Source organism: Robinsoniella sp. (assembly GCF_034124845.1).
Genome location: NZ_JAWYAJ010000005.1, coordinates 1 through 4,593, shown reverse-complemented (window position 1 = coordinate 4,593; position 4,593 = coordinate 1). Strand labels below are relative to the sequence as shown.

Below are 4,593 nucleotides of genomic sequence, written 5' to 3'. Positions count from 1 at the left end.
CCCACGCCCATCTTTTCGTACACTACCTGTCTTATACAAAGCGTCCTTACTCAGCAAAACCCCAATATAATGCATTCAATAGAACACATATTAAGCATTCGCTGTAATACCAGAGCGCCTTTACGAATCTTTCTTTAAGCTGGACACATACTGTTTTGCAGATACCCCCGCATATTCTTTAAATACTTTGGAAAAATATTTCTGATCCGGATAGCCGGTCTGACAGGCAATTTCATAGATTTTCATGTCCGTTTCCTCCAGCAGCTGTTTCGCTTTCTGCATCCTGACTTCTTTCAGATAATTAGAAAATGTTTTTCCGGTCTCTTTGGCAAACAATGTGCTCAGATACTCCGGCGCCATTTTATACTTGCCGGCAAACAAATCCATCCCCAGATGCTTACCATATTCATTATGTATCGTTTCCACCATGGCGCGAATGCAGGCGGAGTACTGCTTCTCCTCTTCCACCTCTTCCTCCCTCCCCCTGTTTTCAATATTCGCCAGCGTTTCCCGCAGATTATTTACTGTTATGGGCTTCAGAAGATAGTCCCGGATTCCCAGCCTTACCCCTTCCTGTGCATACCCAAATTCAGCATATCCGCTCAGTATGATAAAGACCGGATTCAGCCCCATGTTCTTCAACTGCCGGATCATACTCAGTCCATCTATTTTTGGCATCTGAATATCTGTGATCACCACATCCGGCTCAAAGTCTCTCACTGCCTTCATTCCTTCATAACCATTGTCTGCTTCTGCAACCACGCGATAATCCGGACTTATCTTCTCAATGCATTTCACCAGACTATGCCGCACCCGCAGTTCATCTTCTACTACTACTATACGCATTTTTTCCCCCTTATGGAATCATCAAAACTACTTTCGTTCCCTGCCCCGGTTCACTGCCGATCCGGATCTGTGCCTCTCCTTTATAATACAGATTTGTGCGGTTTACGATATTGCTGATCCCAATACTTTCACTGTTGAGAGGTGTTTTATTGGAAATATCATGGTGAATCCGATCCAGGATATCCGGTTCAATCCCGCATCCGTTATCTTCAATGGATATCCTTAATTTCCCATCTGCCAAAACCTCTGTCTTCACATCAATGATTCCTCCCTGCTTTTTATCCTGAAAGCCATGAATAATGATGTTCTCAATAATAGGCTGCAGCAGCATTTTATATATGGGAAAATTCAGAGACTCTTCCTGGATGTCATATTGGCACACAAAGGAATCGTCAAATCTTTTTTGCTGTAAAAACGTGTATTTTTTCATCCATTCCAGCTCCACCTCCAGAGGTACCTGCATATCAATGTTCGTTACACTGTACCGCAGCAGACTCCCCAGGGAGCTCAGCATCTGGCTGATCTCCTCCTGATCATTTTCAATGGCAATCCAGTTGATGGAATCCAGTGTATTATATAGAAAATGAGGGTTAATTTGTGCTTCCAAAGCTTTGAGTTCTGCCTTTCTCTGCCGGTCGGATATTTCCATAATCTCATAATTCTTATCCTTTAATTCCTGTATCAGCTTCTCATTTTTCCCCCGCATTTTATCAAACTGGTAAATAATTGATATCAGTTCGTCCTTTTCCTCCAGACGTGGCAGGACTTTCGCCTCACCGGGCTGGTAATTTTCAATATACCGTGCCGTTTTTATAATAGAACCGGATAGACGGTTGGTAATCGTAACTGTCAGAAGTGTAAATGACCCCATGATCACCGCTACAATCAAAAAACTGATCTGTCCGAAAAATGTTACATCCTGGAACAGCAGCGTTTTGTCAATTACCTGTACCAGCTGCCATCCTGTCCCTTCAATTTCATTATAAAACATTCTGTAGTTGCTGCCATTTGCGGAGGAATCCGTTGCATCTGCAAAATCATTTCCGATCATATCCCGGTTTTCAGCAGCAATGATTTTATTCCTGCCATCAATTACATAGGTGGTGATTCCCAGTTCCTCTGTATATTTCTTCATCTGATTGTTGCTGATCTTCGTATAATGAAACATATCCTCGTCCACACTTACAACAATAATTCCGAACTTTTCTTTCGTAACTGCATCTTTCAAAGGAAGTGCCAGGAAAAAAGAATAGTTTTTTTCTTCCTGATTCTCCGTAAGGCAGAGCGTGGGAAGGTAGACAACCTGATCCTGGTCCCATACATTCAGGTAAAAATAATCACGGTAAATCCGGTTGTCCCAGATTGTTTCCAGACGCTCCAGCCGCTTATCATATAATATGTATCCTCCACTGCTGCTTAAATAAGTAATGCTGTTCACATTGTCATAGGTGGTGGTAAAGCCCTGTATCTCTTCCAGGATCTTCGATTTATAGATGAACTCTCCATCCTTACCCGCCTGATTCATCTTGCGGACCAGCTTTAAAAGTTCCCGGTCTGTTACAATATTATAAAGAATATTCCGGTTGGACTCCAGGCGTTCTTCAATTACCTGCAGATCCCTTTGTGCATTGTTGTCCACAATTGCTTCAATCTTGGAATTAATGCTGCGGCTGTACACCAGGTAACTGCCAATTCCTATGAGAATGCATGGGATAATTCCCAGCAATATATAACCCAGGACAATCTTATTCTTTAGCTGCATTACTTTTTTATCTTTCTTCTCTGTCATTTTCATCTTTCCCTCTTCTTGACTTTTCTCCCAAAAAAGATTACATTAAAAATCAGGAGGAACGCCTTATGCCTAACCATGAATATGAATATATCAAACACAGCAAAACAAGTTATTGTAAATTATTTTTGGCGGAAATTTACCAAAGCACCCCCCAGCACTGGCACAGCGATATTGAACTGCTGCTGGTATTAGATGGTACGCTTGCTATTAATTCTCTGCCGGATACACCAATTGCCAGAGCGCAGGACATAATCCTTTTCAACAGCTATGAGACGCACCGGCTCACATGTACATCGGGCAAAGGGCTTGTACTGGCAGTCCAATTTTCCTCCTCCTTCTGCCGCAGTTATTACCCGTCCTTTGAATATACTTATTTCACCCAAAACCTGCTGTGCTCCGGCAAATATTCAGCCTTACAAAATCTGATGGTGGAGATGGCTTCCTCTTTTTTCCGGGAACCCCAATACTTTTCCCTCCATTGTATCGGGCTTTTGAATTTACTGGCTGAACAACTGCTTATACATCTTCCCTACAGTCTGCTGGACCAGCAGGAACGAAGCAGCCGTGAAAAAAATATATTCAAAATGCAGAAAATCCTGAACCACATCGAAAAACACTATACCGAAAAGCTGCTGCTCTCCGATATATCAAAGCTGGAGAACCTGTCCCTGCACTATCTGTCACACCTGTTCAAGAAAACCCTGGGCATTTCTTTTCAGAGCTATATGAAGCAGCTTCGTTTTGAAAAGGCCCTTAACCTCCTTACCGAGACTGACAGCAGCATCCTGGATATCTGCATTGCCAGCGGTTTCTCAGACATCAAATATTTAAACCAGCTGTTTGACGAATATTTTGGCTGTACCCCCGGGCAGTACCGCCGGCGCCTGAGAGAAAAGCAAAACACTCCGGCACCAATACCTTACATAAGGGAGTGCTTCCTCACCGATAAGGTTATGAGTGAAAACTTTTCCATATTGTGCAGCTATTATCCTGATCTGGAGCCGGAAATGTTGGAGCATAACGGAACGATACAGCATGACAGACAGGTGCCGTTATGAAAGTAAACCACTTTCTACTTCATAACCGCACCTGTCCCTGTCTGTTATCTTACCTTAATTCTATATTCCTTACAACCCGTTTCCGGAATCAGATATGTCAGATTTCCGGATTCTGTAAGACTTCCTTTTTCTCCTGCCATACTGCATGAATATGGCAGACCCATCATCCAGTCTGTATCATGGGTGGATATCACCGTTATGGTTTCCCCGTTTTTCTCTGCCGATATCTCTAGTTTTGTATCAAGCTCTTTATTATAAACGACGGCTTTTGCTCTTTTCCCCTCTTCCGGCTCAATCAGATGGAACGTCACATTACTGCAGTAATCATATTCTGCACAGTCATCTCTGTCACCCACTGCCAGCAGCGTATTGGGCTTCACTAGGAGCGGCAGTGAAAAATAATCAAACTTCTGTGTATACCATCTGCCGCCAGAGAGCTTTTCTTTTGTGATCCAATTGATCCATTTTCCTTCCGGCACGTAGAAAGCCGCCACTCCGTCTTCACGGAAAACAGGAGCTGCCAGTAGACTGTCCCCCAGCATATACTGCCTGTCCAGATATGCACAATTGGGATCGTCCGGGAATTCCAGCATCATGGCACGCATCATTGGCACGCCTTCTTCATGAACCTGCACTGCCTGGGAAAACAGATAGGGCATCAGGGAGCACTTTAACCTGGTAAAAAATCCCAGTACGTCACATGCTTCTTCATCAAACATCCATGGCACGCGGTAGGAATCATGTCCATGAAGCCTGCTGTGTGTTGATAAAAGCCCAAAGGCCGACCATCTCTTATACAGGTCCGGCGTGGCGGTGCTGTCAAAACCGCTGATGTCATGAGCCCAAAATCCAAATCCTGACTGGCAGAAGGAAAGCCCGCCTCTTAAACTCTCCGCC

The 4,593-nt window shown here is 43.8% G+C and carries 4 protein-coding genes; 1 reads left to right on the top strand and 3 read right to left on the bottom strand.

All coding sequences use genetic code 11. The annotated features are described in order from the left end of the window. Positions 1-120: 120 nt before the first annotated feature. Positions 121-846: a response regulator gene (locus tag ACH2DQ_RS00290; protein WP_394914690.1), complete on the bottom strand. Its 726-nt coding sequence runs from the start codon at positions 844-846 to the stop codon at positions 121-123. Between the two features lie 10 nt (positions 847-856). Continuing rightward, positions 857-2,641, bottom strand: coding sequence for a sensor histidine kinase (locus ACH2DQ_RS00285; protein WP_394914689.1), 1,785 nt, complete (start codon positions 2,639-2,641; stop codon positions 857-859). 62 nt (positions 2,642-2,703) lie between these two features. Here ACH2DQ_RS00285 and ACH2DQ_RS00280 point away from each other — a divergent pair, with 62 nt between their 5' ends. Further along, entirely contained in the window at positions 2,704-3,696 is a 993-nt protein-coding gene (locus ACH2DQ_RS00280; RefSeq protein WP_394914688.1) for a helix-turn-helix domain-containing protein, read from the top strand. 44 nt (positions 3,697-3,740) lie between these two features. Here ACH2DQ_RS00280 and ACH2DQ_RS00275 read toward each other — a convergent pair. Continuing rightward, a partial coding sequence (locus ACH2DQ_RS00275) for a TIM-barrel domain-containing protein (protein ID WP_395025008.1) occupies positions 3,741-4,593 on the bottom strand: 853 nt, incomplete at its 5' end.